Origin of the sequence: Microbacterium horticulturae (genome assembly GCF_029094505.1) — a bacterium.
Lineage (GTDB): Bacteria > Actinomycetota > Actinomycetes > Actinomycetales > Microbacteriaceae > Microbacterium > Microbacterium horticulturae.
Genome location: NZ_CP119108.1, coordinates 271,980 through 297,665 on the forward strand (window position 1 = coordinate 271,980; position 25,686 = coordinate 297,665).

At 67.6% G+C, this 25,686-nt stretch carries 26 protein-coding genes and 1 tRNA gene; 14 read left to right on the top strand and 13 right to left on the bottom strand.

The features are described from left to right. Positions 1-101: 101 nt before the first annotated feature. From PU630_RS01265 to cls, 4 genes are all read left to right on the top strand, one after another. The gene (locus PU630_RS01265) at positions 102-545 is read left to right on the top strand and encodes a hypothetical protein (protein WP_275278543.1); all 444 of its coding nucleotides are present in this window, start codon (positions 102-104) and stop codon (positions 543-545) included. A gap of 361 nt (positions 546-906) precedes the next feature. Next, on the top strand, positions 907-2,430 hold the full coding sequence (gene lysS / locus PU630_RS01270) for a lysine--tRNA ligase (RefSeq protein WP_275278544.1): 1,524 nt from the start codon (positions 907-909) through the stop codon (positions 2,428-2,430). 65 nt (positions 2,431-2,495) lie between these two features. Continuing rightward, complete coding sequence (locus PU630_RS01275; RefSeq protein WP_275278545.1) at positions 2,496-2,684, top strand: hypothetical protein; 189 nt, start codon at positions 2,496-2,498, stop codon at positions 2,682-2,684. A gap of 150 nt (positions 2,685-2,834) precedes the next feature. After that, complete coding sequence (gene cls / locus PU630_RS01280; RefSeq protein ID WP_275278546.1) at positions 2,835-4,292, top strand: cardiolipin synthase; 1,458 nt, start codon at positions 2,835-2,837, stop codon at positions 4,290-4,292. A 293-nt stretch (positions 4,293-4,585) separates the two neighbouring features. Here the strand turns inward: cls and PU630_RS01285 are convergent, their stop codons facing one another. From PU630_RS01285 to PU630_RS01315, 7 genes are all read right to left on the bottom strand, one after another. Next, positions 4,586-4,975 (bottom strand): endonuclease domain-containing protein, encoded by a 390-nt coding sequence (locus tag PU630_RS01285; RefSeq protein WP_275278547.1) that lies wholly within the window; start codon positions 4,973-4,975, stop codon positions 4,586-4,588. Between the two features lie 17 nt (positions 4,976-4,992). Next, entirely contained in the window at positions 4,993-5,589 is a 597-nt protein-coding gene (locus PU630_RS01290; RefSeq protein WP_275278548.1) for a hypothetical protein, read from the bottom strand. A gap of 433 nt (positions 5,590-6,022) precedes the next feature. Continuing rightward, positions 6,023-6,502: a hypothetical protein gene (locus PU630_RS01295; RefSeq protein WP_275278549.1), complete on the bottom strand. Its 480-nt coding sequence runs from the start codon at positions 6,500-6,502 to the stop codon at positions 6,023-6,025. Positions 6,503-6,545: 43 nt separating this feature from the next. Next, positions 6,546-6,776: a helix-turn-helix domain-containing protein gene (locus tag PU630_RS01300; protein WP_275278550.1), complete on the bottom strand. Its 231-nt coding sequence runs from the start codon at positions 6,774-6,776 to the stop codon at positions 6,546-6,548. Further along, positions 6,773-7,513: a hypothetical protein gene (locus PU630_RS01305; RefSeq protein ID WP_275278551.1), complete on the bottom strand. Its 741-nt coding sequence runs from the start codon at positions 7,511-7,513 to the stop codon at positions 6,773-6,775. The genes PU630_RS01300 and PU630_RS01305 overlap by 4 nt, the downstream gene beginning before the upstream one ends. After that, positions 7,513-8,121: a hypothetical protein gene (locus tag PU630_RS01310; RefSeq protein WP_275278552.1), complete on the bottom strand. Its 609-nt coding sequence runs from the start codon at positions 8,119-8,121 to the stop codon at positions 7,513-7,515. The genes PU630_RS01305 and PU630_RS01310 overlap by 1 nt, the downstream gene beginning before the upstream one ends. Then, positions 8,121-8,861 (bottom strand): hypothetical protein, encoded by a 741-nt coding sequence (locus tag PU630_RS01315; RefSeq protein WP_275278553.1) that lies wholly within the window; start codon positions 8,859-8,861, stop codon positions 8,121-8,123. The genes PU630_RS01310 and PU630_RS01315 overlap by 1 nt, the downstream gene beginning before the upstream one ends. A 428-nt stretch (positions 8,862-9,289) precedes the next feature. Here PU630_RS01315 and PU630_RS01320 point away from each other — a divergent pair, with 428 nt between their 5' ends. The 5 genes from PU630_RS01320 to PU630_RS01340 all read left to right on the top strand — a co-directional run bounded on the left by PU630_RS01320 (position 9,290) and on the right by PU630_RS01340 (position 15,443). Then, positions 9,290-11,812, top strand: a complete 2,523-nt coding sequence (locus tag PU630_RS01320) for an ATP-dependent Clp protease ATP-binding subunit (protein WP_275278554.1) — start codon at positions 9,290-9,292, stop codon at positions 11,810-11,812. 221 nt (positions 11,813-12,033) lie between these two features. Further along, positions 12,034-13,410 (top strand): NADP-dependent succinic semialdehyde dehydrogenase, encoded by a 1,377-nt coding sequence (locus tag PU630_RS01325; protein ID WP_275278555.1) that lies wholly within the window; start codon positions 12,034-12,036, stop codon positions 13,408-13,410. A 99-nt stretch (positions 13,411-13,509) separates the two neighbouring features. Next, positions 13,510-13,962, top strand: coding sequence for an amino-acid N-acetyltransferase (locus tag PU630_RS01330; RefSeq protein WP_275280146.1), 453 nt, complete (start codon positions 13,510-13,512; stop codon positions 13,960-13,962). A 62-nt stretch (positions 13,963-14,024) separates the two neighbouring features. Then, the gene (locus PU630_RS01335; protein ID WP_275278556.1) at positions 14,025-14,777 is read left to right on the top strand and encodes a hypothetical protein; all 753 of its coding nucleotides are present in this window, start codon (positions 14,025-14,027) and stop codon (positions 14,775-14,777) included. A 258-nt stretch (positions 14,778-15,035) separates the two neighbouring features. Beyond that, a complete protein-coding gene (locus tag PU630_RS01340; RefSeq protein WP_275278557.1) occupies positions 15,036-15,443 on the top strand; it encodes a dehydrogenase in 408 nt (135 codons plus the stop codon). A 31-nt stretch (positions 15,444-15,474) separates the two neighbouring features. On the opposite strand, the gene radA is transcribed toward PU630_RS01340, so the two are convergent. After that, positions 15,475-16,836, bottom strand: coding sequence for a DNA repair protein RadA (radA, locus tag PU630_RS01345; protein ID WP_275278558.1), 1,362 nt, complete (start codon positions 16,834-16,836; stop codon positions 15,475-15,477). Between the two features lie 200 nt (positions 16,837-17,036). Beyond that, complete coding sequence (locus tag PU630_RS01350; RefSeq protein ID WP_275278559.1) at positions 17,037-17,987, bottom strand: L-lactate dehydrogenase; 951 nt, start codon at positions 17,985-17,987, stop codon at positions 17,037-17,039. Positions 17,988-18,083: 96 nt separating this feature from the next. On the opposite strand from PU630_RS01350, the gene PU630_RS01355 reads away from it, so the two are divergent. Beyond that, entirely contained in the window at positions 18,084-19,115 is a 1,032-nt protein-coding gene (locus tag PU630_RS01355) for a hypothetical protein (RefSeq protein WP_275278560.1), read from the top strand. 9 nt (positions 19,116-19,124) lie between these two features. On the opposite strand, the gene PU630_RS01360 is transcribed toward PU630_RS01355, so the two are convergent. Together PU630_RS01360 and PU630_RS01365 are read right to left on the bottom strand one after the other, a co-directional pair. Beyond that, positions 19,125-19,925, bottom strand: coding sequence for an SDR family NAD(P)-dependent oxidoreductase (locus tag PU630_RS01360; RefSeq protein WP_275278561.1), 801 nt, complete (start codon positions 19,923-19,925; stop codon positions 19,125-19,127). A gap of 3 nt (positions 19,926-19,928) precedes the next feature. After that, on the bottom strand, positions 19,929-20,399 hold the full coding sequence (locus PU630_RS01365) for a MarR family winged helix-turn-helix transcriptional regulator (protein WP_275278562.1): 471 nt from the start codon (positions 20,397-20,399) through the stop codon (positions 19,929-19,931). Positions 20,400-20,500: 101 nt separating this feature from the next. Here PU630_RS01365 and PU630_RS01370 point away from each other — a divergent pair. Then, positions 20,501-20,591 (top strand) — tRNA-Ser (locus tag PU630_RS01370). Positions 20,592-20,959: 368 nt separating this feature from the next. Here the strand turns inward: PU630_RS01370 and PU630_RS01375 are convergent. After that, the gene (locus PU630_RS01375) at positions 20,960-22,081 is read right to left on the bottom strand and encodes an FAD-dependent oxidoreductase (RefSeq protein ID WP_275278563.1); all 1,122 of its coding nucleotides are present in this window, start codon (positions 22,079-22,081) and stop codon (positions 20,960-20,962) included. 86 nt (positions 22,082-22,167) lie between these two features. On the opposite strand from PU630_RS01375, the gene PU630_RS01380 reads away from it, so the two are divergent. Together PU630_RS01380 and PU630_RS01385 are read left to right on the top strand one after the other, a co-directional pair. Next, positions 22,168-22,776 (top strand): TetR/AcrR family transcriptional regulator, encoded by a 609-nt coding sequence (locus tag PU630_RS01380; RefSeq protein ID WP_275278564.1) that lies wholly within the window; start codon positions 22,168-22,170, stop codon positions 22,774-22,776. A 226-nt stretch (positions 22,777-23,002) separates the two neighbouring features. Then, the gene (locus tag PU630_RS01385) at positions 23,003-24,241 is read left to right on the top strand and encodes a Fic family protein (protein WP_275278565.1); all 1,239 of its coding nucleotides are present in this window, start codon (positions 23,003-23,005) and stop codon (positions 24,239-24,241) included. A 154-nt stretch (positions 24,242-24,395) separates the two neighbouring features. Here PU630_RS01385 and PU630_RS01390 read toward each other — a convergent pair whose 3' ends face one another. Beyond that, complete coding sequence (locus PU630_RS01390) at positions 24,396-25,007, bottom strand: DUF1345 domain-containing protein (protein WP_275278566.1); 612 nt, start codon at positions 25,005-25,007, stop codon at positions 24,396-24,398. A 126-nt stretch (positions 25,008-25,133) separates the two neighbouring features. Between PU630_RS01390 and PU630_RS01395 the strand changes: the two genes are divergently transcribed. Next, positions 25,134-25,646: a metallophosphoesterase family protein gene (locus PU630_RS01395; protein ID WP_275278567.1), complete on the top strand. Its 513-nt coding sequence runs from the start codon at positions 25,134-25,136 to the stop codon at positions 25,644-25,646. Positions 25,647-25,686: the final 40 nt, after the last annotated feature.

Sequence of the window (25,686 nt, forward strand, 5' to 3'; positions counted from 1 at the left end):
GAGCGCCTGCAGAAGCTGACGAACGAACCTCGCGGCGTGCCGAGTGGATGCCGCGGGCCGGCCGGCCGCTACGGTGTGGAGGGATCCACGAGGAGGCGTCGATGGCCTGGGGCAAGACCGAAGAGCAGAAGGAAGCCGAGCGACAGCAGCGCGAGGCCGAGCAGCGGCAGGCGGCAGCCGAACAGGCAGCGGCCGAGGAGCAGCGTCGCCGGGCGGCATATCTGGCCAGTCCGCTCGGGCGCGCCGAGGCGGCGTATGCGAACGGCGACGGGTTCTTCCAGTTCACGGATGTGACCGCGGCGCTGAACGGGCAGCCGTCGGGCTTCGGATCATCCGGCAACTCGATCCGACACGGGGACGGCGGCGTCAGCCAGCTCGCCGCGATCGAAGCTGTCGGCTGGCACCTCGAGCACGTCGACCATGTCTTCGTCGAGACCGGTGCAACCTCGACGAACCGCGTGCTGGCGACCGGGCAAGGCACGGTCACCGAGGGCGCGATCCACGCGTTCTACCTTTTCCGCCGAGTCGCGCACGCGCGCGCGTAGCGCGACTCAGGCGTCGGAGCGGGAGCGCCGGCCCGCGGCATCCATTCTTCCGTCGTCACGTGTGACCGCGATGCTGCGAGAAAGTGGTCGTTCTCGACGACAGAGTTCGCGGCCCGATGCTGAGTCGTCACAGATGACCGCTCTGACGCGTGAAGACCGTCATCTGTGACGGCCGAACGTGCGCGTTGTTGGCGAGGGCACCGCGCCGGTGCGCCGTGCGGGCGCGCCGGTCCGCGGCATCCACCCCGCGGCATCCAGCCCGCGGTATCCACCCGCGCTACCACCCCCCGGCATCCGCCGCTCAGGGGCCCAACCCGCGCGCCGATAGACTGGACGGCGACTTTCCGAGGAGCCCGCCGTCATGACCGACACCCCTGCCACCACGCCTGCCACAGACACCGATGAAGACGATGTCATCGAGCAGAAGGCGGTCCGTCTTGCCAAGCGCGAGCGGCTGATCGCGGAGCGGGTGGATGCCGCGGGCGGCGCGTATCCGGTGACGGTTCCGGTCACCGACACCATCGGCGCACTCCGCGAGCGTTTCGGCGACCTCGAGGCCGGTGCCGAGACCGGCGTGACCGCCGCCGTCGCGGGGCGCATCGTGTTCAGCCGCAACACCGGCAAGCTGTGCTTCGCGTCGCTGCAGGCGGGTGACGGCAGCCGTATCCAGGCGATGGTGTCGCTCGCCTCGGTGGGCGACGAGTCTCTGCAGCGCTGGAAGGAACTCGTCGACCTCGGCGACCACGTGTACGTGCGCGGCGAGGTGATCTCGAGCCGCCGCGGCGAGCTGTCGATCATGGTCGATGACTGGGCCATCGCATCCAAGGCGCTGCTGCCGCTGCCGAACCTGTACACCGAGCTCTCTGAAGAGAGCCGCGTGCGCTCGCGGTTCCTCGACCTGATCGTGCGCGATCAGGCGCGCCAGACGGTGCGCGCCCGCGCGAAGGTCAACGCGAGCCTGCGCCAAACGTTCACCGACCATGACTTCATCGAGGTCGAGACGCCGATGCTGCAGATCCAGCACGGCGGGGCCGCGGCCCGCCCGTTCGTCACGCACTCGAACGCGTTCGACGCCGAGCTGTACCTGCGCATAGCCCCCGAGCTGTACCTGAAGCGGGCGGCGGTTGGTGGCATCGATCGCGTGTTCGAGATCAACCGCAACTTCCGCAATGAGGGTGCCGACTCGACGCACAGCCCTGAGTTCGCGATGCTCGAGGCGTACCAGGCGTACAGCGACTACAACGGCATCGCCGACCTCACGCAGGAGCTCGTGCAGAACGCCGCGATCGCGGTCGCTGGGTCCACCACGGTCACCTGGGCCGACGGCACCGAGTACGACCTCGGCGGCCAGTGGGACCGCATCTCGATGTACGGCTCGCTCTCCGAGGCGGCCGGAGTGGAGGTCACCCCGCAGACCACGCTCGCCGAGCTCGAGGCACTCGCGGCGGCGAATGGGGTCGACGAGCCGCCGCATCCCACGCACGGCAAGTGGGTCGAAGAACTCTGGGAGCACTTCGTCAAGCCGGGCCTGACCCGCCCCACGTTCGTGATGGACTTCCCCGTCGACACGAGCCCGCTCGTGCGAGACCACCGCTCCATCGCGGGCGTCGTCGAGAAGTGGGACCTCTACGTGCGCGGCTTCGAACTGGCCACCGGCTACTCCGAGCTGGTCGACCCGGTGATCCAGCGCGAGCGCTTCGTCGCACAGGCGAAGCTCGCCGCCGCCGGTGACGACGAAGCCATGCGCATCGACGAGGAGTTCCTGCGCGCCATGGAACACGGCATGCCCCCGATGGGCGGCATGGGCATGGGCATCGACCGCCTGCTCATGGCGATCACCGGCCTGGGCATCCGCGAGACGATCCTCTTCCCGCTCGTGAAGTGACGGTGGTGGATGCCGCGCCCCGCGGCGCCCCGCCCGTTCATTGAGACCGCGGGTACGATGGGTGCATGGACAACTTCTGGGTCGCCGCGGTGTGGTCGCTCATCCCGACCATCGTCGTGCTCGGGTTGCTCATCTACATGCTGCGCGGCATCATCCACATGGATCGCAACGAGCGCCGCACCTACAGCAAGGTCGAGGCCGAAGAGCGGGCCAAGCGCGGACTCCCGCCGAAACCGCCGGCCGTCACCCGCTGACTTCACGAGAGCGAGCGGCTCTTCGTCCCGCTCGCTCAGGGGCCTGAGCGCACGTCGCGCGCCGCGGCATCCCGATCCCCGCGCCCGCCATCTCTGACGGCGGGCGCTTTGCGGATACTCTGAGTCCACAGGGAGTGTGGGGGAGGTCGGATGGCGCAGATCGTCGAGTGGTGGCCGATCGTCGTCCTCGTCTTCGACATCATCATCCGCGTCGCGGCGATCATCATCGTTCCGCGCAACCGCCGCCCTACTGCGGCGATGGCCTGGCTTCTGGCCATCTATTTCATCCCCGTCGCGGGCGTGTTGCTGTTCCTGCTCATCGGCACGCCGCACCTGCCGCGCAAGCGGCGGCGCAAGCAGGACGACATCAACGAGTTCATCCGCGACGCCAGCGCTCAGCTCGACCTAGGATCGCTGCGTCCGGGCGCGCCGGAGTGGTTCACGTCTCTGGTGACGATGAACCACCAGCTGGGTGCCATGCCGCTGGCCGGCGACAACGAAGCGCACCTCATCTCCGACTACCAAGGCAGCATTGATGCGATGGCCCAGGCCATCCGCGGGGCGCAGAAGTACGTGCACGTCGAGTTCTACATCCTGCAGACGGACGCCTCGACCGACGGATTCTTCGCGGCGCTCGAAGACGCGTGTGCCCGCGGCATCCCGGTCCGTGTCCTCTTGGACCACTGGGCCAACTGGCGCAAGCCGTTCTATCGGAAGACGCTGAAGCGGCTGGACGCCATGGGTGCGCGATGGAAGCTCATGCTGCCGGTGCAGCCGCTGAAGGGAAAGTATCAGCGCCCCGACCTGCGCAACCACCGCAAGCTGCTCGTCGTCGACGGCGACGTGGCGTTCATGGGTTCGCAGAACGTCACCGATTCGACGTACAACTTGCGCAAGAACGTCAAGCGCGGATTGCACTGGGTCGATCTGATGGTGAAACTTCACGGACCCATCGTCGGGTCGGTGAACGCGGTGTTCCTGTCGGACTGGTACAGCGAGACCGACGAGGCGCTGCAGACCGAAGACGAGATGTTCGCGATCGGCGAGAGCGGTGGCGACCTCGACTGCCAGATCGTGCCGAGCGGGCCGGGATTCCGGTTCGAGAACAACCTGCGGCTGTTCCTCGGGCTGATGTACTCGGCACAGCGCAAGCTCATCATCGTGAGCCCCTACTTCGTGCCCGACGAGGCGCTGCTGCTCGCGGTGACCACGGCGTGCCATCGCGGGCTGCAGGTCGAGCTGTTCGTGTCGGAGATCGGCGACCAGGCGCTCGTCTACCACGCGCAGCGCAGTTACTACGAGGCGCTGTTGCGGGCGGGCGTGCGCATCTGGCTGTATAGGGCGCCGTACATCCTGCACTCGAAGTCGATGACGATCGACGACGAGGTCGCGATCATCGGCTCGAGCAACATGGACATGCGCTCGTTCGGTCTGAACCTGGAGATCTCGATGCTCGTGCGCGGCGAAGAGTTCGTCGCGGAGATGCGCGAGGTCGAGCAGCAGTACCGCGAGCTGTCGCGCGAGATCACGCTCGAGGAGTGGCGCAAGCAGCCGCTGCGCTCGACCGTGCTCGACAACATCGCGCGGTTGACCTCGGCGCTGCAGTAGGGGTCGCGGCTCGCTTGTCGTTTTGCGGGGGTGCGCGGGACCGCGGCATCCCGCGGCTTTGCGGGGTGCGCCGGCCCGCGGCATCCACCCCTCTCATTCAGTCGTCACGGATTACCGTCTTCACGTCCCAGAACGGTCATCTGTGACGACCGAACGGCGCGCGGCGATTTCGGTCGTTACAGATGACCATTTCAGCGCTCGAAAGCGGTCATCTGTGACGACTGAAGACTCGCGTCGCGCGCGCAAAGGGCAACGGGACGATGGATGCCGCGGCACGGCGCGTGCGCGAGCGTTCAGCGCGACCGGCGGACGATCGCGTCGCGCACGCGGGCGACGAGCAGGTCGGGATGCTGAAAGAGCAGCGTGCGCGAGACGCGGATGACGAGCCAGCCGGCAGCCTCCAGGCGCGCATACCGCTCGATGTCGCTCTCCCACTGCTGATCGGTGTTGTGGTGCGCGCCCTCGTACTCGATGGCGATCTTCCACTGCGGGTAGGCCTGGTCGACGCGTGCGACGAATCGCTCCGCGTGGTCGAGAACATCATGGTCGAGAACGGGTTCGGGCAGCCCGCCGTCGATGAGGGTCAAGCGGGTCCAGGTCTCGGGGCGTGACGCTGAACCCGTGCGCACACGAGGGAGTGCGTCCCGCAGATGGTGGATGCCGCGGCGGCGGCCGGCGTCCACGGCAGACGTCAGCTGCTTCAGCGTCGCAAGTGGCGGCGCGACTGGTTCGTTCGGTCGGCTGAACGGTGGTCGATGACCCGCACGAAGTAGTCCGCTGCCGCGACGAGGTCGTAGGGGTGCGGCAGGACCGTCGCGAGCATCGCCCACGTCGAGGATGGCGATGTCACCCGCAGCCCTGAGACAGGGTGCGCCACCGTGTGCACGAGCGGACGGCGAAGGGCGTGACCCGTGATGCCGCTGTGGCGTGGTGCCCGGTGCGGCCAGATCACGCCGACGTCGAGATGAGCATCGGTGCTTGTCAGTAACGGCTTCGGGAGTGGAGCATCCCACAGAACCGCGGCGGTGACGCCGGCGAAGAAGGCGTCGTCGGGCATTACGGCGGCGAACTGCATCGCGCGCTGGTGGATGCGTTTCTCCGCCGCGCTGCGTGGATACGCGCGCCGGGCATCGGCCTCCTCGTCGACGATGAGCGACGCGCCGATGACGCTGCGCGCGGCGTAGAACGGGCGCTCGAGGTCGCGGCGGCGCAGGCGCGAGGGGCTCACTCCGGCGCTGCGAGCGGCGACGACATCGAACGCGGCGCCGAGAGTCGGCGGCAGGTCGTCCGATGGCATGCAGACACTGTGGCATGGATGCCGCGACCGCCGTTTCGGTTATCCACAGGCTCGTGCTTGTCGCGGTGTCGGGCCCGCGCTTCGTTGCTGTCTGCGAGCGCGCCGGGTCGCGGCATCCACCCCGCTCTCGGTCGTTTCGGGTGCGGCTTCCACCCGCTCTCGTCGTTTCGGTCGTGGAATGCACCCGCTCTCGGCATCCACCCCTCGCGGCATGCACCCGCTCGCGATTCGGTCGTCGCGGATTACCGTTTTCGGCGCGTGAAGTCGTCATCTGTGACGACTGAAAACTCGATGCATTCGTTCGGTCGTCGCGGATTACCGTTTTCGGCGCGTGAAGTCGTCATCTGTGACGACTGAACGAGGGTACGGGTTCGGGAGCCGCCGCGTGAGGCTCGCGCAACGCGCGGCCCGCTGAAGCCCGGCCCGCCGAACCTCAACCGGCAGAGCGCCCGCGCCCGGTCGTGATGACGGGGCCCATGCCGCCCTCTTCGGGCGGCTTGGTCGTCACCGCCGGCCGTGACGCGTCGCCGAATGCCGACACGAGGATGTCGCGCACGCTGTCGAAGCGGCGCGCGAACACGAGCAGGTCGTCGAGGCGCATCGGCTCGTCGCCATGCTGCAGCCGCGAGATGCGGTCGAGCGTGACCTCGGGCGAGGTGGTGTGAAGCGTCGGCAGCAGCGTCGCGAGGTTCGTGCGCAGCATGAGCACTTCCTCACGCATCGCGTTCGCGACCCAGTGCTGCAGGTTCGCGGCGATGAACCGTGCGTCTGTGGGGTCGACCCCCGCGGCGGCGCGCATGGGCTTGCCCCAGCGCCCGAACATCTCAGGGCGATCGACGAGGTCGCGCGGGCGCGCGTCGTCGCCGGCATCTTCGGTCGCATCGCGCCGCGGATTGAACACGAACTCGGTCACTCTTCGATGCTAAGTGGCCCGGGACGGGACGGGATGCCGCGGCTCAGTCCGCCCGCACGAGCAACTCGCCGACCTCACAGTCGAGCGCGCGGCAGATCGCCGAGAGCGTCGAGTAGCGGATCGCCCGTGCGCGGTCGTTCTTGAGCACCGACAGGTTCACGATCGAGACGCCGACCAGCTCGCTGAGGCGGGTCAGGGTCATGCCGCGTTCGGCGAGCAGCTCGTCGAGCCGGCAATGGATGCCGGTGAGCTCGTCCTCGTCGGCGGGAGTCACACGAGCCCCTCCGTGTCACGCTGCAGGGTGGCACCATACTGGAACGCCGCGGCCACGAGGGCCAACCCGAGCGCCCAGAAGACGGGCGAACTGTCGAGGCTCAGCGCGCTCCCGATGCTTTCGCAGAGGCCCTCCGAGGTGCATCCGCTGGTGGTGCCGTCTGGACCGAGGAAGTCGATCAGACGACTCTGCACGATCGCGTCGAACACCTGGGTGCCTATGCCGCCGATGAGCACCGCGATCGCGCTGATGCCGATCGCGATCGGGAGGCGTCGCCCGAAAGGTCGCCGGCGCAGCACGCGGAGTGCCAGCCAGACGATCGTGATCGCTACGGCGAGGGCGGCCACCCAGGGCAGCGCGTCCTGAAGCCAGAGGGCCCAGCGGGTTGCGGCATCCACCCCCTTCACCTGGAGCCAGAGCGTGGAGTAGCCGCCGTCGACGATCGCGGGCGTGTCGCGCACGAAGTCGGGCGCCTCCGTGCTGCTCAGAGCAACGTCGGTGAAGAACCGCGTCGGCGAGGTGAACGCCTGGATGCCGACGCTGACGATCGCCGTCGCGCTGTATGCGGCGAGCAGCAGCGAGGCCGCGCCGGCTGCTGCGGCGACCACGGCTGTTGCACGCCGTGCGGCACGGCTGGTGCGATTCCCGGCGAAGACGGCGAGGGCGACGATGACGATGACGACCAGCGACGGGGCGCCGAGCCAGGTTGCGAGGAACGCCCAGTCGACGTAGCCCATCACACCAGCCCCTCGGTGTCGCGCTGAAGCGCGAGCCCGCGGCGGTACGCGATGCCGATCAGCCCGCACGCACAGCCGACGGCCCACATCGGGGCGTATCCCCAGAAGCCGACCGAGGGGGCGACATCCGCATCTTGAAGGCCGAGGGCAGCAAGCACGCCATTGCCGCCGAGGGTGTCGCCGACGAGCATGAGCACGCCGCCGGCGACGAGTGCGCCGCCGATGACATCCCAGGCGCGCGCGGTGCGGCGAGTGAAGAGCGTGCCGCGCATTGCGCTGCGCGCCAGGAACATGACGCATCCGATAACGACGAGCGCCGTCAGGATCGAAGCGACCAGCGACACGATGATCATGACGATCGACACAGCATTGACGTGCTCGGCGAAGACCGTGCCTTCGCCGACGATCGCGGAGACGTCGCCCGTCGCCGAACCGACCGTCGCGTTGACCGGCATCTCGTCGATCTGGATGTGCCAGGCGATGCCCAGCGGCGCGCGGAACGTGGAGTAGGCGCGATCGGCTCCCCACCACACGGTGGCGACCGCGGCGATGACGCCGATCGCCAGAACGGTGGCCGAATCGCTTCTCTCGCGCGTGGTCGTGGTCATCACACGAGCCTCTCCGTGTCGCGCTGCAGCACAGCGCCGTACTTGAGCACCGCGGCCAGCGCGGCGAAGCCGAGCCCGGCGCCGATCGGCCAGAACGGGATCATCACTGACATCGTCGGCTGCGGCAGAAGCGCGTCGATATCTTGTTGCGGATCGGTCCACGATGCCGCGGTCATCGACAGCAGTTCGTGCGAGACGATGCTGCCGCCGATCTGGCTGAGCACGTCGGCCGTGACTCCGCCGACGAGCACCATGACCGCGGTGACAAGCGCGGCGCGCACGACCATGCGCGCGAACGGCACGCCGCGCAGCAGCTGGAAGCACGTGATGGCAATGAGCGCAGCCACCGCGGCGGGCACGAGGTAGCCGATGCCCTGCCCGAGCGCCCAGAACACGCGCGCGGCGGTGCTCGCCCCGGTGACCCAGACGTCGGCCGAGGTGAAGCCGCCGCTCTCCAGGTGCGCCGACGTCGTGACAGTGACGCCGTCGGGCAGCGGCGGCCAATACTCGTTCACCGGGATCGTGAAGTGCACCGAGTCCGAGGCCAGCACCGTGATGACCGTGCCGATGGCCAACAGCAGCGAGACCGCTGCGACGATCGCTGCGCCCGACAGGGTGATGCCGACAGTGGTGTCGATGCCGCGCCGCCGCCAGCCGCGCAGCGCCAGCGCGACGACCAGCACGATGATCGCCACGACGGCGAGCAGCACCAGCAGGTGCACCCACGAGAATGAGCCCACGACGTCTCCTTATCGATAGTCGTTGTTATCGAAGAACGATAAGGGCGGTGGATGCTGCGCGTCAAGGGGTCTGCGCGGCTCGCGGCTTCCCGTGCCGTCGTTTCTGCGCGGCTCGCGGCATCCACTGTGTACTTCAGTCGTCGCGGATTACCGATTTCCCGGCACAGAACGGTCATCTGCGACGACCGAAGTCTGAGTCGCAATTTCAGTCGTCGCAGATTACGGCTGTGGCGCGCAGAAATAGTCATCCGTGACGACTGAACGAAACGCGGGCGGAGGAGCGGAGCGGGAGGCGGGATGCCGCGGCCCAGCGTGCTCGCCGCACACCGTCACACCGCTATGCCCCCAGCGAACAGCGCGACGTGGCCCGCGAGCTCTCGTTACGCTCGAAGCAAGGCGCCAGAAGTGTGCGTCCGGAGGAGTCAGAGATGTTCGAGAGATTCACCGATCGAGCCCGTCGCGTGGTTGTGCTCGCCCAGGAAGAGGCGAAGATGCTCAACCACAACTACATCGGGACGGAGCACATCCTCCTGGGCCTGATCCACGAGGGGGAGGGCGTCGCCGCGAAGGCGCTCGAGTCGCTCGGGATCTCGCTCGACGCAGTGCGCGAGCAGGTGCAGGACATCATCGGCCAGGGTCAGCAGCAGCCGACCGGGCACATCCCGTTCACGCCGCGCGCCAAGAAGGTGCTCGAGCTGAGCCTGCGCGAGGCGCTGCAGCTGGGCCACAACTACATCGGCACCGAGCACATCCTGCTCGGTCTGATCCGCGAGGGCGAGGGCGTCGCCGCCCAGGTGCTCGTCAAGCTCGGCGCGGACCTGAACAAGGTGCGCCAACAGGTCATCCAGCTGCTCAGCGGCTACCAGGGCAAGGAGCCCGCTGCCGTCTCGGGCGCCGCACACGAGTCGGCGCAGGGCGCACAGGGCGGGTCGCAGGTGCTCGACCAGTTCGGCCGCAACCTCACCCAGGCCGCCCGCGACAACAAGCTCGACCCCGTCATCGGGCGCGAGAAGGAGGCGGAGCGGGTCATGCAGATCCTCTCCCGCCGCTCCAAGAACAACCCCGTCCTCATCGGCGAGCCCGGCGTCGGCAAGACCGCGGTCGTCGAGGGCCTCGCCCAGGCGATCGTGAAGGGCGACGTGCCCGAGACGCTGAAGGACAAGCAGCTCTACTCGCTCGACCTCGGCTCGCTCATCGCCGGGTCCCGCTACCGCGGCGACTTCGAAGAGCGCCTGAAGAAGGTCACCAAAGAGATCCGCACCCGCGGCGACATCATCGTGTTCATCGACGAGATCCACACCCTGGTGGGCGCGGGCGCCGCCGAGGGCGCGATCGATGCGGCATCCATTCTGAAGCCGCTCCTCGCGCGCGGCGAGCTGCAGACGATCGGCGCCACCACGCTCGACGAGTACCGGAAACACTTCGAGAAGGATGCCGCGCTCGAGCGCCGCTTCCAGCCGGTGCAGGTCAACGAGCCGACGCTGCCGCATGCCATCAACATCCTGAAGGGTCTGCGCGACCGGTACGAGGCGCACCACAAGGTGCAGATCACCGACGGCGCGATCGTGGCGGCTGCGAACCTGTCGGACCGTTACGTCTCCGACCGGTTCCTGCCCGACAAGGCGATCGACCTGATCGACGAGGCCGGGGCTCGCCTGCGGCTGTCGATCCTCTCCAGCCCGCCCGAGCTGCGCGAACTCGACGACAAGATCGCCGACGTGCGCACGACGAAGGAGCAGGCCAGCGAGGAGCAGGACTTCGAGAAGGCCGCGTCGTTGCGCGACGAGGAGAAGTCGCTGCTCGCCGAGCGTCTGCGCCTGGAGAAGCAGTGGCGCTCGGGTGATGTCGCGACCACCGCTGTGGTGGATGAGGGGCTCATCGCCGAGGTTCTGGCACAGGCCACCGGCATCCCCGTCTTCAAACTCACCGAGGAGGAGTCGAGCCGGCTCGTCTTCATGGAGAAGGCCCTGCACGAGCGCGTCATCGGTCAGGAAGAGGCCATCTCGGCCCTCGCCCGCACCATTCGCCGCCAGCGCGCGGGGCTGAAGGACCCGAAGCGTCCGTCGGGCTCGTTCATCTTCGCCGGCCCCACCGGCGTCGGCAAGACCGAGCTGGCCAAGGCGCTCGCCGAGTTCCTGTTCGACGACGAGGGCGCGCTGATCTCGCTCGACATGAGCGAGTTCGGTGAGAAGCACACGGTGTCGCGGCTGTTCGGTGCCCCTCCCGGGTTCGTCGGGTTCGAAGAGGGCGGCCAGCTCACCGAGAAGGTGCGCCGCAAGCCGTTCTCGGTCGTGCTCTTCGACGAGATCGAGAAGGCCCACCCCGACATCTTCAACTCGTTGCTGCAGATTCTCGAAGAGGGTCGCCTCACCGACGGTCAGGGTCGCGTGGTCGACTTCAAGAACACGGTCATCATCATGACGACGAACCTCGGCTCGTCGGCGATCGCCGGAGGCCCCGTGGGCTTCCAGGTCGAGGGCGACTCGACGACCTCATACGAGCGGATGAAGGGCAAGGTCGACGAAGAGCTCAAGCGCCACTTCAAGCCCGAGTTCCTCAACCGCGTGGATGACATCATCGTCTTCCCGCAGCTGAACAAGGACGAACTGCGCCAGATCGTCGGCCTGTTCACCAAGCGTCTGGGCGAGCGCCTGCTCGACCGCGACATGACCATCGAGCTGTCGGATGCCGCGAAAGACAAGCTCATCGAGATCGGTTTCGACCCGACGCTGGGCGCGCGCCCGCTGCGTCGCGCCATGCAGCGCGAGATCGAGGATCAGCTCAGCGAGCGGATTCTGCACGGCGAACTGAACTCCGGCGATCACGTGAAGGTGGATGCCGAGAACGGCCAGTTCGTGTTCGAGCACGCGCCGCGCGGCGAGAAGGTCGCGGTCGGTGTGGGCGCGCCCGAGCAGATCGGCGCGACGCCCGACATCATCGCCGGCAGCTGAGTCAGCCGCCGGATCGAGCGGCCCCGTTTCTCGGAACGGGGCCGCTTTCGATTGACTGGTGATCGCTGCGGGGCTGCGTGCGTGCGCGGCGACGCTGTGCGCGCGTGTCTGCGGGGTGCTGTGCCGTGCGTGCACGCATGCCTCCCATCGGCGCACCGCAGGGCTCCGGGCACCCGTGAGCGCTTAGGCTTGACGGGCAGGCGTGTATTCGAAGGAGACCCATGGCCATCGCGACGATCAACCCCACCACCGGACAGGTCGAGAAGACTTTCGAGGCGCACGATGACGCAGAGGTCGATCGGCGCATCGCCGAGGCGCAGGCCGCGTTCGAGGCGCTGAAGGACACGACCTTCGCGCAGCGCGCGGAGTGGATGAACAAGGCAGCGCAACTGCTCGAAGACGACGCCGACGAGCTCGGTCGTCTCATCACGATCGAGATGGGCAGGCCCATCGCCGCCGCCCGCGCCGAGGTGCTCAAGTGCGCGAAGGGCTTGCGCTTCTACGCCGAGAACGCCGAGGAGTTCCTCGCCCCCGAGCAGCTTGCCGACCCCGCCAAGGTCAACGCGTCGGCTGCGGGTACGCGGTACGCCCCGATCGGCATCGTGCTGGCCGTGATGCCGTGGAACTACCCTCTGTGGCAGGTGCTGCGCTTCGCCGGTCCCGCGCTCATGGCCGGCAACGTCGGGCTGCTCAAGCACGCGTCGAACGTGCCGCAGGCCGCTCTTTACCTCGATACCCTGTTCGATCGCGCCGGGTTCCCGTCCGGTGCGTTCCGGACGCTGCTGATTCCGGCATCCCGCGTCGAATCCGTGCTGCGGGACCCGCGCATCAAGGCGACCACCCTGACCGGTTCGGAGCCCGCCGGCCGTTCCCTCGCTTCGATCGCCGGCTCCGAGGTCAAGCACGTCGTGCTCGAGCTCGGCGGCTCCGACCCGTTCGTCGTCATGCCCTCCGCAGATCTCGAGAAGGCCACGACCGTGGGCGTCACCGCCCGCAACCAGAACAACGGCCAGTCGTGCATCGCCGCCAAGCGGTTCATCGTCCACGCCGACGTCTACGACGAGTTCGTGCGCCTGTTCACCGAGAAGGTCGCGGCCCTGACCGTCGGTGACCCTCTCGACGAGTCGACCGATGTCGGCCCGGTCGCGACCGAATCGGGCCGCGACGAGCTCGAGTCGCAGGTGGCGGATGCCGTGGCCAAGGGGGCGACCGTGCGCACCGGTGGCACCGTGCCCGACCGTGACGGCTGGTTCTTCGAGCCGACCGTGCTCGAGGGCATCACGCCCGAGATGCGGCTGTACCTCGAGGAGGCCTTCGGGCCCGTGGCATCCATCTACCGTGTGGCCAGCCGCGAGGAGGCCGCCGCCGTCGCCAACGGCACGACCTTCGGCCTGAGTTCGGCGGTGTGGACCACCGATGCGGACGAACAGGAGTGGTTCATCAACCGGCTCGACGCCGGCGCCGTGTTCGTCAACGGCATGACAGCGTCGTTTCCTGAGTTGCCCTTCGGCGGCGTCAAGGACTCCGGCGTGGGTCGCGAACTGGCCGCCGCGGGCATCCGCGAGTTCTGCAACCTCAAGACGGTCTGGAAGGGCTGACGCGCGCGCAATACCGCGGCGACGCGCCACCGGCGACGTAGGCTCTTCACCGTGAGCGACATCGTCATCCGGCCGGCCCGCACCTCCGACGTGCCGGGAATGTTCGGGCTGCTCGAACCGCTCGTGGCCCGGCGCATTCTGCTGGGCAAAGAGATGGTCTCGCTGTACGAGGCCGTGCAAGAGTTCGTCGTGGCCGAGTCGGCGGGCGAGGTGCTGGGATGCGGCGCCCTGCACGTCATCTGGAAGGACATCGGCGAGGTCCGCACGCTGCTCGTGCGCGAGGACCGGCTGCATGAAGGCATCGGCGGGCGCATCGTCGAGGTGCTCGAGGCGCGCGCCATCGAGCTCGGGCTCGAGCGCCTGTTCTGCCTCACCTTCGAGGTCTCGTTCTTCACCCGGCACGGATTCGCGCCGATCGGCGAGCACGTCGTCGACCCGGACGTGTACGCGCAGCTGCTGCGCAGCCCCGACGCCGGTGTCGCGGAGTTCCTCGATCTCGCGCATGTGAAGCCGAACACGCTCGGCAACACCCGCATGCTCAAGCACCTGTGAATCCGGTGCATCGGCGGGCGCGTCGCCGGTAGCGGGGCCGCACGGCCGCTTAGCCTGGCGGGGTGAGCAGTTCGCCTGGCAGAGCACGTCGTCATTCGCCCGCGGTGTATCGGCGGCGACGTCTTGCGCTGCTGCTCGTGCTCATCATCATCGCGGCGGTGGTCTGGCTGCTGATCGCGCGGCCCTGGAGCAGCGGTGCGGCCGTTGAACCCGGTGATGCGCAAGGTCAGGACGCCCAGCCGATCCTGCCCGTGATCTCCACGTCGCCGGAGCCGAGCGATGGGGTCTCGGGAACACCGACCTCGACGCCGGATGACACGACGGCTGAAACCCCCGGAACCACCGATGCGGCGACGGATGCGGCATCCCCGTCCGCCGCCAGGACGCCGAGCCCGGGCGTGACCGCCGCTGCGTGCACGCCCAACGACGTGACCGTGCAGGCCGTCACCGACAAGAAGAGCTATGCATCGGGGGAAGACCCCCAGCTGTCGATCGAACTCGTGAACGAGAGCGACGAGCCGTGCACGCTGAACGTCGGTACCAGCGCACAGGTGTTCACGATCACGAGCGGCAGCGACACCTGGTGGCGCTCGACCGACTGCCAGAGCGAGCCGAGCGACATGCTCGTCGTGCTGAACGCGGGGCAGAAGGTGTCGAGCTCGCAGCCGATCACCTGGGACCGCACGAGGTCATCGGTGGCGACCTGCCAGGCGAAGAACCGTCCGCAGGCCGCCGGTGGTGGCGCGAGTTACCACTTGTCGGTCCAGATCGGCGGAATCGATTCGATCGACGACGCCATCTTCCAGCTGTATTAGCGATTTCTCACCGCACAGCGCCCCGTGTCCCCCAAAAGGGGGACACCAAGCCGGTCGGAAGTTCCCTTAGACTGTAGGTACACGTCGAGCGCAAATGCGCGGTGGAGCTGTCCCCAGCAGCGACAAGGTTCGTCCCCAGCGAGCCGTCACCGCGCGCACGGCGTCCCGGACCCTCTCGAGTCGTCCAGTCCCCAATGAGCGGCTCGAGGGGGTCCCTTTCTGTCTGCGTGCACGGTCGCGCGCGATTACGCTGGATCTGTGGCATCCGGTAAGAAGCGCGGCAAGAAGCCCGAGGTCGAGTTCCGCAACACTCAGCTCGCCGACGCTCTGCAGACGCAGGACATGGCGGCCGTCGCGTTCGCGCTGCGGCACGGCCCGACCGTCGTGCCGCTGATGCGGCCCGGCGCTCGCGACGATCCGCGCGACACGGGTGAGGTCTGGACGTTCCGCGACCCGAAGACGGGGCAGGTGGCGTTGCTGCTGTTCAGCGATGCCTTGCACAAGCCCGAGGCGATGCCCAAGGCAGTCGGGCTGCACTCACCCGAGTGGCTGCGGGCGTTCCTCGAGGTGCACGGGGACGAGATCACGACGGTCTTCTTCGACATCGCCGGCCCGCATCCGATGCAGGCGTCGCCGGCGGACCTGATCGCGGCGCTCGACGCCTGACGCGCGGCGCTGCCGCGCGGGGCCGCGCGCCTCAGAACACCGGCACGCCGTCGTCGGCGGTGATCGTCGCCGTGCCCTTCACGAGGCTCAGCGCCTGCCTGATCGACGAGGCGCTCTCGTCGATCAACGTGCGATAGCCGAGCCGGTGCGCTTCGCCTCGCCGTTGCGCCGCCTGCGTGACCGGCCGGATCTCACCCGAGAGGCTCAGCTCACCGATCGCGGCGACATCATGCCGCACCGCGTGATCGCGCAGCGCCGTGGCACACGAGATTGCGATGGCGAGGTCGGCGCCGGGCTCGACGAGTCGCACGCCGCCGACCGTCGACACGTACACATCATGCTTGGACAGGTTGACCCCGGCCCGCTTCTCCAGCAGGGCCAGGATCATGGCTACACGCGAGGCATCCACCCCGCTCACCACCCGGCGAGGATTGGGTCCGGATGCCGGAACCGTCAGCGCCTGCACCTCCACGGGCATTGCGCGCCGGCCCTCGAGCGCGATCGTGATGCACGTGCCGGCGACCGGCTTGCCGCTGCCGAGGAACAGCCGGCTCGGATCGGGGACCTCTTCGATGCCGGTGCCGGTCATGTCGAAGCATCCCACCTCGTCGGTCGGACCGAAGCGGTTCTTCAGCGTGCGCAGGAAGCGCAGCGAGGTCTGCCGGTCGCCCTCGAAGTGCGCGACGACGTCGACCAGATGCTCGAGGATGCGCGGACCGGCGATCGACCCGTCTTTCGTGACGTGCCCGACGATCACGACCGGCAAGGCGCGCTCCTTGGCGACGCGGATGAGGCTGGCCGCCACTTCGCGCACTTGACTGGGGTGCCCGGCCATGCCGTCGGACAGCGACGACGACACCGTCTGCACCGAGTCGACGATGAGCAGCTCGGGCTCGACCTCGTCAACGTGGCCGAGGATCGTCGCGAGGTCTGTCTCGCTCGCGAGGAACAGCTCGTCGTGCAGGGCGCCGGTGCGTTCGGCGCGCAGCCGAATCTGGGCCGCCGACTCTTCTCCGCTCGCATAGAGCACGCGCTTGCCGGCACCGGCGGACTTGGCCGCCACCTCGAGCAGGAGCGTGGACTTGCCGACGCCGGGTTCGCCCGACAGAAGGATCGCCGCTCCCGGCACGACGCCGCCGCCGAGCACACGGTCGAACTCGGCCAGGCCGCTCGTGCGTCGAGGCGTCGAGGCGGTGTCGACCATCGTGATCGGCTGCGCGCTGCGCCGCGGTGCGGCGGCGGAGACCTTGCGCGCCGCGATGCCGGTCTGCTCGGCTGCTTCGACCACTGTGCCCCACTGCTGGCACTCTGCGCAGCGACCCACCCACTTGAGGGTCGTCCACCCGCACTCCGTGCAGCGATAGGGGGCGGCGGTGGGACGCTTGGTGGCCATGCCTCCAGGCTATGCCGGGCCTGCGACATCCACCCCGCCGCCCCACGCGTCGACCGGAGGCGTACGCGACCGATGTGACCGCGAGAGGACATCTGCCGGCTGAGGAGGTGGGGATTACCCGTTCTCTCGGCCGGCAGATGTTCTCTCGGCGAAGGTGGCGCGGTGGCGACGCGAGAGGTAGCGGTGGTGCGTGCCGCGGCTCAGCGCAGCTCGACGGCGACCGAGCGCAGCGCGTCGGCCGAGCGGTGGAACAGCGCGAGCTCGTGCTCGTCGAACGTCGTCTCGCGGATCGGCACCGCGCCCGAGGCGCTCACGATCGACGGCACCGACAGCGCCACTCCGCTCACACCGTGGAAGTCGTCGAGCACGGGCGAGACCGGCATCACGGCGTGCTCGTCACCGAGGATCGCTTCGACGATGCGCGCGCTCGACAGCCCGATCGCGTAGTTCGTCGCGCCCTTGCCCTGGATGACCTTGTACGCGGCATCCCGTACGTCCACGGCGATCTCGTCGAGCTCTTCGACCGTCATCGGCGGGTGGCCCTCGGTCTGCCAATCGAGGATCGGCACCGTGCCGATCGTCGCGCGCGACCACAGCGGGAACTCGGTGTCGCCGTGCTCGCCGACGATGTACGCGTGCACGCTCGAAGTCGACACGCCCGCGCGCCGGCCGAGCAGCCAGCGCAGGCGCGAGGTGTCGAGCACCGTACCCGAGGCGAAGAGGCGCTCGGGCGGGAGCCCGGTCGCCTCTTGCGCGAGCACCGTGAGCACGTCGCACGGGTTCGTCACGATGACGTAGATGGCGTCGGGGGCGACCTCGAGCAGTTGCGGCATCATCGTCTTCATGATGTTCGCGTTGACGCCGGCCAGCTCGATGCGCGTCTGACCGGGGTTCTGCTTGGCCCCCGCCGTGATCACCACGACGTGCGAGCCCTCGACGACCGAGATGTCACTGCCACCGATGATGTCGCTGGAACCGGTGAACTGCGTGCCGTGCGCGAGGTCGAGTACCTCGGCCTCGGCCCGCTCGGTCGCGATGTCGTACAACGCGACGTGTCGTGCCGACCCGCGGATCAGCGCGGCATACGCCGTGCTCGACCCCACACTGCCTGCGCCGACGACGGTCAGTTTCGAGTTCTCGATGACGCTCATGGGCCCAGTCTGGCAGGGGGTGGATGCTGCGGGCCAGGGTCTTTCGAGCGAGTACCGTGGGGTGCGGCATCCACCCTTCGAAAGACAGGCACGATCATGACTCAGCCGCAGGGCGCGCACCTCGTCGGAAGCGTGAACTTCGACGACGCCGAGACGACGATTCGCCGGGCGGCAGGCATTCTCGGCGATCGGCTGAAGCGTATTCCAGACGGGGAATGCGGGCCGCGGTTCCACTGGATCATGTTCCAGCCCGACGTGCTCGGCCAGGCCGAGGGCGTCGAGCGCGTGGGGGACGAGCCGCGAATGTTGCGCATGCTCGACGCACGCCCGCTGCGGGTCACCGACGGCGTCGACCCGGCCTCCATCAAGTTCCCGCCTCTGGGATATGCGGCGGCCGCCGAAGAGTCGTATGCGGTGTTCCGCCGGCTGCGCGACGAGGGCGTGGTACCCGAAGGCACACGTTTCCAGGTGTCGCTACCCACGCCGCTGGCGGTGGTCGGGGCGTTCTTCCCCGAGGATCAGCGCGCCGCTATCGAGCCGGTGTATCGGTCGGCGATGTACCGCGAGCTGGATGAGATCCTCGCGGCGATCCCGCACGAGGATCTTGCGATCCAGTGGGACAACGCCGTGGAGTTCGGCATGATCGAGGGCGTCAGCGCGAAGCCGTGGTGGGAAGGCGACGCCTGGGAGGGCCTCGCCGCGCGCTCGGCGGAACAGGCCGACCGGGTGCCCGCCGACGTGGAGGTCGGCTTCCATCTCTGCTACGGCGACGTCGCCGAGAAGCACTTCGTGGAGCCGAAGGATGCCGCGAACCTCGTCCGCTTCGCGAATATGCTCGTTGCGGCATCCACCCGTGGGATCGACTGGATCCATCTGCCGGTGCCGATCGAACGCGACGACGACGCCTACTTCGTTCCGCTCGACGGCCTGCAGATCGGCGACGCCGAGCTGTACCTCGGGCTCGTGCACCGTGAGGACGGGGCAGAGGGCGCGCAACGCCGCATCGACGTCGCGCGCAAGCACGTGCCGGTGTTCGGCGTCGCCACCGAATGCGGCATCGGCCGCGCCCCGGAGGGCACGACCGATGACATTCTGCGCACGCACGCGGCGGTCGCCGCGGCGTGGTGAGGCGCTAGCTCACTTCGGGTCGTTCCACGACCAGATGTCGTCGCCGCGCAAGGTGGCGTCGGCACCGCCGTCGTCGTAGATGACCTGGCCGGCCAGGTGTGTGTTCTCGACGCTCGTCAGCCAGATGAGCAGGTTCGCGATCGACTCGGGCGGCTGGTGGTAGTTCAGCGGCATCGGAACGTTGGCGTCGACCATCTTCGCGCCCTCGGGCGTCGAAAGGAGTTCGGCTGTCATCGGGGTGAGAACCGTGCCGGGGGCGACGGCGTTGAGCGGGATGCCGTTGCCGGCGTAGTCGTCAGAGATCGAGGCGCGACGCACCCAGCGGCTGAGCGCGCGCTTGCTCGACGGGTAGGCCAGGTAGCCGATCTGCGGGTCCTGGTCGGCGAGGTTCTGGGCGATCTCGCGGGCGGTGGACTCGTCGCCGGCGAGAGCCGCCTCGACCATCTCGGGGGAGTTCGGCTGAAGCGATGCCATCGACGATACGACAGCGACGCGCGGCGCGTCGGAGGTCTTCAGTGCCGGCAGCAAGCCGTCCAGCAGTTCGACCACGCCGAAGTAGTTGACGGAGATCGTCGCGGGAACAGGGGCCGAGATGCCGGCGCAGGCGATCACCGCGTCGATGGTGCCGTTGGCCAGCTTCGTGGCCCGGGCTGCGGCATCCACTCGCCCTTGAACGGTGGACAGGTCGGCCTCGACATCCGCATTGCGCAGGTCGATGCCGATCACCTTCTCGCCTCGGTCACGCAGAATCTGTGCGGTGGTGGCGCCGATTCCGGACGCGGATCCGGTGACGACGTAGGTGCGAGCCATGGCTCATTCCTCCTTCTGTGAGGTATCGGGGATGTCGACGCCGACGCTCGTGACGAAACGTCGGGCGAGCTCGGCGAAGTGTTCGCGATCGTCGGGACTCCAGTCGCCGATCGCTGTCTCGATGGCCGCGATTCCGCGCGAGACCAGGGCGCCGTAGGCGGCGCGCCCGGCCTCGGAGAGATCGATGAACGATGCGCGCCCGTCTTCGGGATCCGGGCGGCGCACGATGAGTCCCGTCGACTCGAGCCGGTGCAACTGCTTGCTCATCGTGGGTCGCGTGAGCCGCAGGCGGTCGGCGAGGGCGCTGGAACGGAGATTGCCCTGCATGCCGAGCGTGTAGACGATCGCGATGTCGCCCGAATCGATGTTGACGCCGGCAGCTTCCGCGTACTGTGACTGCACGCGGGGGGACGACCATTGGGTCATCAGGTGCGTGAGGGCCGTCAGGATGGCGGTGGATGCCGGTGTCGACATGATTTCAGTCTAGAAGAGGTAGTTGCCACAGGCAACTAGTTGTCGGCGGATGCACAGGTGCTGGTTCGCGACCGGTTGAAATCTCACGTACACTTGTCGGCGGTGACGTGTCCGAGCGGCCGAAGGTGCAACTCTCGAAAAGTTGTGTAGGGTAACCCCCTACCGTGGGTTCAAATCCCACCGTCACCGCCATAGAAAACCCCTGGTGAAACAGGGGTTTTCTGCTTTCTCCGAGGAGCTCGTGGTGCGTCCGCGGTGCGGATTCCCGGCGTTCAGTTGTCTCTGTGCCGCCGACATGTATGGATCCGGTGTTCAGTCACCGACGCTCGTTCGCCGCGTGATTTCGGAATGTTGTGTTCGTTGGTGATGCCTGGCTTTCGATAGGTTCGGCCGAGCCCCCAGCCCAGGGACGCAGTCATCTCCAGTGATGGTCCTCTTCCGCGCGTACTGCTGCGGCGTGGATCTGCCGGCGCGTTGCGGGCGGGAGGCCATCGCCAACACGGTGACCAGCGGCGCGCTGGACGCGACGTAAAGCCTGGTGCACGCGTAGGGGCCTTTGCCTATTTCCTGACCGCCTGGAACATGGTCGCCACCCGCATGCTTGCGTTGCGGAACGCAATACCGGGAGAGGTGGTGGGGACCAGCCAGTGCGAGTTGCGGCGGGCTCGGCGGTGGAAGGCACGTACCCGGGCACGATGGCGCCGTTCATACGCCGACAGAGCCGACGGGACATCAGAGGGGTGCTTGGCGATCGCGTCTGCAAGCGTCTTCGCCGCGACGATGGCGTTGCTCGAACCTTCGCCGAGAAGGCTGATGCAGTCGGCGGCATCCCCGAGCAGAGTGATGCGGCCCGCGGTCCAGGCCGGCATGGCGATCCGGGTGACGGCGTCGAAGTAGACGTCGTCTGTCGCCAGCCACTCGGCCACCGCCTGGTCGCTGACCCACCCCTGTCCCGTGTAAGCGTCTCGTACCAGGCGCTTGTGCGCCTCGGGATCATGCCGGTCGTAGACTCTGTCACTTCGAAAAATGAACGCAGCGAGAGGGCTGCCGGCGCCTGGGTGAATCGAAAGAGACACCCCGGGTCGGTTGAACAGCTGCAGAGCACGTGGGTCTCCTGAGGCGATTCTCGTGTGCATCGTTCCGACGAACATGCCGAACGGCGATGCGAAGTCGCTCTCCGGCCCGAAGGCGATGCGACGCACTCCTGAGTGCAGGCCATCCGCACCGATCACCAGGTCGAACCGACCCGGCGCCCCCGTGTTGAATGTGGCATCGATGCCGTGACGGTCTTGTTCGAGCCCAGTGATGACGTCACCGACGATCACCTCCGCTTCATCGCGAGCCGCAGCGAGCAGGGCGGCAGCGAGGTCGGCACGCGGAACCTCGACCTCCTGTTCGAGATCTGCTGTCTGTCGTGTGTCGATGGTGACGCGGGCGCCTCCGCCAGAATCGACCACTTCGAGCCGGTCCACACGGGTCGCCGCAGCCCGCAGCCTCGGCCACACACCCATCTCGCGTACCACGGCTGCCGCATCACCCCGCACATCGATCGGGTTCCCGCTGGAACGGACCGCATCCGCCTTCTCGACCACCGTCACATTCCAGCCCGAGCGAGCCAGCCAGTACGCCGCAGTCGCGCCAGCGATCCCCGATCCAGAGATCAGAGCACTCTTCTTCGTCATCCCCACAGTATGCAGTCAATGTCGATTCGCTTCAACTGCGGATATGCAGTCACTGCGGATTGACAGCAAGTGTGTAAAATTTGCTCATGGGCATGGACGAGCACGCGCGCCTTCCTCTGCGGGAGCGCAAGCGCCAGCGCACGCGTGAACTGCTGATGGAGACCGGTCGACGCCTGTTCGAAGAGCGCGGCTACGACGAGACGACCGTCGCCGACATCGCTGCAGCCGCCGACATCGGCACACGAACCTTCTTCGCATACTTCGAGACCAAAGAGCAGCTCTTGTTCTCTGACACCGACCCCCGAGTCACCTCAGCTCTGAGCGCCATCGACACGCGCAAGGCGGGTGAGTTGCCAACGGAAGTCCTGCTGCGCAGCCTGGCCAGCCCACAGATCGACGCTGAGGCGACCAACCCGAGCTCACAGCTACGACAGATGCTCATGCCCCATGTCCCCGCGATCCAAGCACGAGCCCTCCGACTCCAACTCGAAGCGCAGCAGAAGATCACTGCGGCACTCCATGACGCATACCCGGAAGTCGACGAGGCCGAACTTGCTGCCCTCGTCGGCGCCTTCATGGGCGCTGTCGCCGCCACATTCCAGTTCCTCGGCGACTCCACCACACCGTCCGCCCGAAAACGTCGCGTCATCGCCGCGGTCTCCAACGCCCTTACCTCCCACCGACCGGAACCCTAAGCGATGCCGCCGGTGCCGCGCGGCTGTACGCTGAGGCGATGCGGCAGTCCGCCGCATCGAGGTGACGTTGCACAAGCCGTGGTTCGCGCTCCATTTCGGCGTCAGGCCGACGGTCGTCATCGGCGGGCGTGGGCACCCCGCCCAATGGGGCGTCTCGAAACCTCACACGTGCGTTGAGAACCGCATTACCAACACTTATTAAATTAAATGTTGGTAAGATGGTCCCATGCCCACGCCTACCGAGGGTCTCGTTCCGATCGATGCGGTGACGTACGAGACGTTCGACTGGAAGCCGCGTGCGCCGGAGATGCACTCGCGGGCCGAGGTGGCGCGCCAGACCGGGCCGTACGATGCCGCGATCACGCCGCCCATCGCCGCGTGGTCGCCGGTCGTCTCGAGCGAAGACTCCGCCGACGTCGAGGATGCCACCCGCCGGCTGATTGAGTTCGACCAGCACGCGCAGAAGAAGCTGGGCACCGACAACCCTGCGCTCGGACCGACGACCGCGATCCTGCTTCGCACGGAGTCGGCGTCGTCGTCACAGATCGAGCAGCTGACTACGTCGGCCAAGCAGCTCGCCCTCGCGGAGATCGACGAGGGCGACAAGCAGAACGCGCTCACCGTCCTCGGCAACGTGCGCGCTATGGAAGCCGCCCTGGCTCTCGCCGACGACATCAGCGAGGACTCCATCCTCGCGATGCACAAGGCGCTGATGCTCCACCAAACCGGCTTCCCGCCCGAGGAAGCCGGCCGGTACCGCCAGGAGCAGGTCTGGATCGGTCGGGGTGAAGCCGGTCCTCGACTGGCCGACTTCGTCGCCCCGCATCACGACCGGATCTTCGGTGCGATCGAGGACCTCGTGAACTTCGTGAAGTGCCAGGATGTTCCCGTGCTCGTCCAGGTGGCCGTCGCCCACGCTCAGTTCGAGACGATCCACCCGTTCCCGGACGGCAACGGCCGGACCGGCCGAGCGCTCGCGCAGTCGATCCTCCGCAACAAGGGTCTCGTCGGCTCCACCGCCGTACCGATCTCGGCCGGCCTCCTCGTGGACGTCCACCGCTACTTCGACGCGCTCAGCTCCTTCAGAGAGGGCGACGCCGGCCCGATCATCCGCGACTTCGCCAACGCGAGCCGGATCGCGGCGACCACGGGAACGCAGCTCGTCGACGACCTCGTAGAGCAGCTCGAAGAGTCGCGCGAGAAGATGGCCGGCATCCGTGCCGATGCCGCGGCGTGGAAGATCTTGCCCACTCTCGTCGGTCAGCCTGCGGTGAGCGTGAAGTACCTGAAGAGCGCGCTCGGTCTCGGCGAGATGGCCGCGCTGCGCGCGCTGGACGCGCTGACGGACCGGGACGTGCTCACCGAGACCACGGGGAAGAGCCGCGGCCGCGTCTGGCAGCACCGCGGCATCTTCGGGGCCCTCGACTCATACGCCTCGGTGATCCGGCGGATGTCAGTGCAATGACCGGAATCGGGAGAACCCCATCGCTGTCGAGATGGCGGGGTTCTTCGGTGCGAGCTCAGCCGAACAGGCTGCAGTCGAGGTTGCTGCAGGTGCCGCTGAGCTCGAAGCAGCATTGGGGCAGGGGCCGCCGCGACGCTCCGCCGTCGCGACAGCCTTAAGTGCGGATGGTCTGTTGCAGAACCTGGAAGGCGATGGCGACGACGAGCGCGTTGTAGAAGAAGCTCAGGATGCTGTGCAGCAGGACGACGCGCCGGACGCGAAGACTCAGCACCTGGGCGTCTGAGGTCGCGAAGGACGCACCGATGGTGAAGGAGAAGTAGAAATAGTCGATGAGAGTGGGTTTCCTCTTGCCGGGGAATGTAACCCCACCTCGCTGCCCGGCTTCGTCTACTGCCCAGTAGTTGTATGCGAAGCCCACTTGCAAGAGCGCCCAGGACAGCACCACACCTATCGAAGCGGCGACTGCGATAGGCAACGGGGTGCCGCCGTGCGCCTGTGTCACGAGTGCGACGACCGCGGAGTAGCCGCCGGTCACGCTGGCCGCCAGGGGGAGAAGCCACGACCAGCGTGCGACCTCTCGGATGACGGCGGGGGCTTCTTGATCTCGCTGTCCGTTCCACGCCACCACCAGCACACCGATGAGGTACGCCAGGGTGATCGATTCCCACAGCAGTAGGGTCCAGAGTTGGCCGAGGACGACATAAGCGACGCTCGTGAGGAGGATCGCGCTCTCGACGAGGGTCGTGACACCCCGCGACCACGTCATCCGCGGGGATCTTGCCGCTCGCCCTTGGCTCACCGTCGGCCTTTCGCTCCCCACCATCATGACCGACGGCTGTCGAGATCCCCAGCACTGTGCACGACGCAGACCACCGGGCGCTACGGTCGTTTCATGACGACGCGGCTCGTGCTTCTTGCCGACACGCACATCCCCAAGCGTGCGCGGGTGCTGCCGCCCGCCGTGCTGCGGGCGGCCGATGAAGCGGATGTCATCATCCACGCCGGAGATTGGGTGGCGGCATCCGTCCTCGACGAACTCTGCGCCCACGGCGACGTGCTCGGCGTGTGGGGCAACAACGACGGACCAGAACTCCGCCGCCGGCTGCCCGAGATCGCGCGCCGGCGCATCGAAGAGGTCGACGTGGCGGTCGTGCACGTGACAGGTGACGCGAAGACGCGCGAGCGTCGCATGGACGAGCAGTTCGGCGATGTCGACCTGCTCGTGTTCGGGCACAGCCACATCCCGTGGGACACGACGACACCCGGTGGGCTGCGTCTGCTCAACCCGGGTTCGCCCACCGACCGGCGCCGGCAGCCGCAGCACACGTTCATGACGGCTGTGATCGACGGCTCCGACATCCGCGACGTGACGCTCGTCGCGCTGCCTCAAAGACCGTCGGTTTGACCTCGTCCACGAGGCGGGTCACGCTGGACGGACAGAACGA

Bases quoted from the DNA above. Each gene is read 5' to 3' on its own strand.
- PU630_RS01265 (WP_275278543.1), top strand. From the start codon at position 102: ATGGCCTGGGGCAAGACCGAAGAGCAGAAGGAAGCCGAGCGACAGCAG.
- lysS (WP_275278544.1), top strand. From the start codon at position 907: ATGACCGACACCCCTGCCACCACGCCTGCCACAGACACCGATGAAGAC.
- PU630_RS01275 (WP_275278545.1), top strand. From the start codon at position 2,496: ATGGACAACTTCTGGGTCGCCGCGGTGTGGTCGCTCATCCCGACCATC.
- cls (WP_275278546.1), top strand. From the start codon at position 2,835: ATGGCGCAGATCGTCGAGTGGTGGCCGATCGTCGTCCTCGTCTTCGAC.
- PU630_RS01290 (WP_275278548.1), bottom strand. From the start codon at position 5,589: ATGCCATCGGACGACCTGCCGCCGACTCTCGGCGCCGCGTTCGATGTC.
- PU630_RS01305 (WP_275278551.1), bottom strand. From the start codon at position 7,513: ATGGGCTACGTCGACTGGGCGTTCCTCGCAACCTGGCTCGGCGCCCCG.
- PU630_RS01310 (WP_275278552.1), bottom strand. From the start codon at position 8,121: ATGACCACGACCACGCGCGAGAGAAGCGATTCGGCCACCGTTCTGGCG.
- PU630_RS01320 (WP_275278554.1), top strand. From the start codon at position 9,290: ATGTTCGAGAGATTCACCGATCGAGCCCGTCGCGTGGTTGTGCTCGCC.
- PU630_RS01325 (WP_275278555.1), top strand. From the start codon at position 12,034: ATGGCCATCGCGACGATCAACCCCACCACCGGACAGGTCGAGAAGACT.
- PU630_RS01330 (WP_275280146.1), top strand. From the start codon at position 13,510: ATGTTCGGGCTGCTCGAACCGCTCGTGGCCCGGCGCATTCTGCTGGGC.
- radA (WP_275278558.1), bottom strand. From the start codon at position 16,836: ATGGCCACCAAGCGTCCCACCGCCGCCCCCTATCGCTGCACGGAGTGC.
- PU630_RS01350 (WP_275278559.1), bottom strand. From the start codon at position 17,987: ATGAGCGTCATCGAGAACTCGAAACTGACCGTCGTCGGCGCAGGCAGT.
- PU630_RS01355 (WP_275278560.1), top strand. From the start codon at position 18,084: ATGACTCAGCCGCAGGGCGCGCACCTCGTCGGAAGCGTGAACTTCGAC.
- PU630_RS01360 (WP_275278561.1), bottom strand. From the start codon at position 19,925: ATGGCTCGCACCTACGTCGTCACCGGATCCGCGTCCGGAATCGGCGCC.
- PU630_RS01365 (WP_275278562.1), bottom strand. From the start codon at position 20,399: ATGTCGACACCGGCATCCACCGCCATCCTGACGGCCCTCACGCACCTG.
- PU630_RS01375 (WP_275278563.1), bottom strand. From the start codon at position 22,081: ATGACGAAGAAGAGTGCTCTGATCTCTGGATCGGGGATCGCTGGCGCG.
- PU630_RS01380 (WP_275278564.1), top strand. From the start codon at position 22,168: ATGGGCATGGACGAGCACGCGCGCCTTCCTCTGCGGGAGCGCAAGCGC.
- PU630_RS01385 (WP_275278565.1), top strand. From the start codon at position 23,003: ATGCCCACGCCTACCGAGGGTCTCGTTCCGATCGATGCGGTGACGTAC.
- PU630_RS01390 (WP_275278566.1), bottom strand. From the start codon at position 25,007: ATGACGTGGTCGCGGGGTGTCACGACCCTCGTCGAGAGCGCGATCCTC.
- PU630_RS01395 (WP_275278567.1), top strand. From the start codon at position 25,134: ATGACGACGCGGCTCGTGCTTCTTGCCGACACGCACATCCCCAAGCGT.